The sequence below is a fragment of the Nostoc sp. UCD121 genome, from assembly GCF_014222285.1.
In the GTDB taxonomy this organism is placed as follows: Bacteria; Cyanobacteriota; Cyanobacteriia; order Cyanobacteriales; family Nostocaceae; genus Nostoc.
In genome coordinates, this window is sequence record NZ_JACKZS010000376.1 from 1 (window position 1) to 3,807 (window position 3,807).

A 3,807-nucleotide genomic window follows, 5' to 3' on the forward strand; every position below is an offset into this window, starting at 1 on the left:
ATAGTATTAATGGTTCTAGACTTTACCCAACTTAAAACTGAGGCTGCCGAAAAAGTCAAAAAGGATGTTGATAAAGTTATCGAACTAAGAGGCAAAGATAATTTATACGTGTTGATTAACAAAGTTGATCAACGACGAGATGGTGATATGAGTCCTGAACAAGTGCAGCAGTTCGTAGCTGCGGAGTTTAATATAGGTGGTTCCGGCGATATTAATAGAGTATTTGAAATATCAGCTAGACAAGCATTTACCTCTGCTACCTTTTTAACAGAATTGCATCAGGGTTGCGGTATTAAGGTGACTGAGCTAAAAACAGTGCGCTTGCTTGCTCAAGAAGTGTTCGGTATTGATTGGGAAGAAGAACTTGAAGAAGCAACGGCAGAAGATTTACAACGCAAAGCTGAAAGGTTGTGGAAAAAGTCAGGTTTTGACCAGTTTCTAATTGGTGCTATTAATGCACTTATGGCAGAAGCTGCACCTCGAAGCATAGAATCTGCACTCAGGATTACTCGTGCTTATCTTGAAGAATTAAATAATGATGTACAACTTCGTAGCAGTGCCATTAACGAAGATGAAGTAAAATTAAAACAAGAAGTCAGTGCATTAGAAAGAGACTTGCAATCCTTAGAAGAATGCCGTAATCGGTTGCAAGAAATAGATAAAATTAAGGCTAATCTCTATAAACAGCTTGAGAAAATTCTTGAAACTATTAAACAAGAAGCTAAACAAAATTTAGAAGCATATTTTACTGAAGAAGAATATCAACGCGCAGATTTTATAAAAAAAGGAGTTTTGGCAAGCCAAAATTTTTTTAAATGGGTTTCTAAAAAGTTTAATAAAATTGAAATTTCTAAAACAAGTAATAGTATAATTGAATTCCAAAGTTCAGCCGCGGCACAAGATTTTGGAGAACAAGCGATTGCATCTGCAAAGTCTAATGTTATACAGCCTTTGGTTGAAAGTGTTCGTAAAAAAGCAAAAAAAATAATTGAACAAGCACGTCAAGATATCACAAATTCTTTAGATACTGAGACTCAGCCTATTATTGAGCGCGCACGTCAAAGATTAAATGAAAGCTTTCATGTCAATTTGTCTTTGCCAACACCAAATTTGGATAGTAAAAGTATAGGAAAAACTAAAATAAATGTTAATCAGCATACTAAATGGATAGCTCAAGGTTATGAAACAAAAACAATTGAAAAGAGAGACTTCTTCCATTGGTTTGGGTTGGTTAAGAAAAAAGAAACTATAAATGTAAAACGTCCAGATAAAAAAGAGGACTATTACACAATTTCGCTTCAAGAAATAATTGATAAATCAAATAAATTAATTGAGGATAGCATTGAAAATATAAAAGAGGGAATTAATCAATACTTAGATGAAGACTTTAAGCAACGAGTTGATAAATTTTTTGCAGAGCTTGATAGCTATTTAACTAATTACTGTAATACTTTAATACAGGCACAAACAGACCAAAAAATTCAATCTGTTGAGAAAGAAAAATTAGTCAACAACCTTCACTCGTTAGAAACTCAAACTAGTCAAAAGATAAATAAGGTAAACGGGTATTTAGAATATTTAAAACATATAAATAACTAAATAAAAAAGGAATAAAGTTTTAGTCAAAAATAGCCATTATATTAAAATAGCTAAAATGTCCAATGCAACAGATAAAAACATTCATATTATTAGCCCTTCTACTCGCACCCTTGAAGAACTTCAGCGTCGAGTTCCTGGTGTTGGTGATAAAGCTATAATTGACTTGATAAATGGGATTCAAGTCAGCAAAGATATCATCCGATATCATAAAAATCGAAGTTGGTTTGGAGAACTATGGGATAAACTAGATGGCAGCAATAGTAAACGAAAACTCCTATTAAATGGGAACTTAGTTTCAGGGCAAGAAGCTCTTTCTAGCTGGATTTTAGAAGTTAGTGATTCACTTCGCATTAGTCAAGTTGCTTTGAAAGTCACTCAAAACTCATTGCTAGAAGCGCGTGATGCTATTCGTAATCATAAACAAAGTTTGCAAAAACAAGAATACGCAATAGTTCAACTCAGCGATCAACTAGACGAGTTAGCTCAAAAAGTTACTACAAGACTTAATAATCTTGAGGCCCAGGTACGTCGTTTAGAAGTGCGAATTGCAGCAAATGAAGATTTAGATCATATTGTTACTGCTTGGGCTGCTGGTCAAACTTATACAAATTTTCCTTGGGCTTTACAAGTTGCTTTACTAGCACGGGAAGTATTTAGTAGTTCTGTAATGATGTATGAAATAGAAACTGGAGATACAGAACGTTATCGTCAGCTTTTGGTGAATAAAATTATTGCCACAAGTAAACAACTTCCTGATAGCTGCTTTGGTCTTGGTGATTTATTAGATCAATCCTGTATGAGAATGACAAAAGATGACCAAGAGTTAACAGCCGCTTTACTGGAAATTCGCTCCGTTCCACAGCAGCGTCTGGTTAATACACCACATTTATTTGTTATTGGTACAACCTTGGAACTATCGACGCTACCAACAGAAGCTAGACCGGCTAAACCAGCACAAAGCGCACTAGCACTATGTCGTGCCCAAATTGGCACTATTTCCCGCACCACCGACGCACGGGAATTTATCACCTATGTGGTGGAAGAAACTGCAAATGATTGTATGGCGATGATGCAATGAAACCAGCTAACCTCCAACTTGGACTTGTACTTACAGGTGGTGGTGCTAAAGGAGCATACCAAGTAGGCGCTCTTCAGTATATTGCTGAATTAGGACTTGAACCCCAAATTATTGCCGGAACTAGCATTGGCGCTCTTAATGGTGCTGTTCTCTCAGCCTACCATCCTTTCCCCTACGCTGTTCAACGTCTGAATCAACTTTGGGAACAGCTAGGTAAAGCAGAAATTTTACGCACAAATACAGGTGCTGTTCTCCGTACTTTTAGCTACGCTACTCAAGCCTTTACACCTACACTGCGGGGATGGTTGCTTGATTTTCTTATAACAGAGGGTTTAATGCAAAATTCAAGTGCCATTTTTGACCCTGCTCCCATCGAGCAACTGTTACGAGAAGCTGTTAACCCTGGTGAACTACGGCGTGGTATTGAGTTATGGGTAACAGTCTTTCCCTCTTTAAAAATACCCGCTTTGGGTTACGACTGGTTAGTTGATTTGATACGCGCTCGCACTGGCACGGATGCTCACTGGCTTTGTATTCAGGACTGTACTGATGATGAAACAGTCTACAAATTGCTTCTAGCTAGTGCTGCCCTTCCTCTAGCATTTCCTAGTCAGGAAGTTAACGGACAGTCCTATATAGATGGCGGTTTAGCTGATAATGTACCTTTGAGAGCTTTGGCAAAACGTGGTTGCGAAAACGTCATTGTAATTCACTTAAAAAATGGCGCTGCTTGGAATCGCCATGACTTTCCCGAACAAACTGTAATTGAAATTAGACCTGAACAGAGAATTGAAAAGTCTGATACTCCAATAATTGGTAAAATTGATAGCTACCTGGATTTTAGTTCAGAACGCATCGCCGAATTAAAAAAGCGTGGTTACGAAGATGCTAAACGCTGCTTAATTCCAATTATGGAGGTTTTTAGAACTGTGAAAGACCAACGTGAGTCTCATAACTCGTTGGTTAATTCTACACAGTGTCTCCTGAATGACCCACCGCTATGAAAATATTTTAGGTAAGTTATTTCATCCGAAACCGGGCTTGGGGGGCTTTCATATTTCAAAAATCAGATACTTTTAGGAATCTTTAACTTCAAACATTTAGAAACAAGTTTATATATAGTATAAACC

3 protein-coding genes are annotated in these 3,807 nt (G+C 37.1%); all 3 read left to right on the forward strand.

Annotated elements, in window-relative coordinates:
• Positions 1 to 1,599: dynamin family protein (locus GNF10_RS35765; RefSeq protein WP_221644705.1), on the forward strand; the 1,599-nt coding region annotated here is incomplete at its 5' end.
• Between the two features lie 55 nt (positions 1,600 to 1,654).
• A complete protein-coding gene (locus GNF10_RS35770) occupies positions 1,655 to 2,677 on the forward strand; it encodes a diguanylate cyclase regulator RdcB family protein (protein WP_185592721.1) in 1,023 nt (340 codons plus the stop codon).
• Positions 2,674 to 3,681, forward strand: coding sequence for a patatin-like phospholipase family protein (locus GNF10_RS35775; protein WP_185587933.1), 1,008 nt, complete (start codon positions 2,674 to 2,676; stop codon positions 3,679 to 3,681). Before GNF10_RS35770 ends, GNF10_RS35775 begins: the two co-directional genes overlap by 4 nt.
• The last annotated feature ends 126 nt before the right edge of the window (positions 3,682 to 3,807 follow it).

Coding starts and splice junctions, on each gene's coding strand:
- GNF10_RS35775 (WP_185587933.1), top strand. CDS start 2,674: ATGAAACCAGCTAACCTCCAACTTGGACTTGTACTTACAGGTGGTGGT.
- GNF10_RS35770 (WP_185592721.1), top strand. CDS start 1,655: ATGTCCAATGCAACAGATAAAAACATTCATATTATTAGCCCTTCTACT.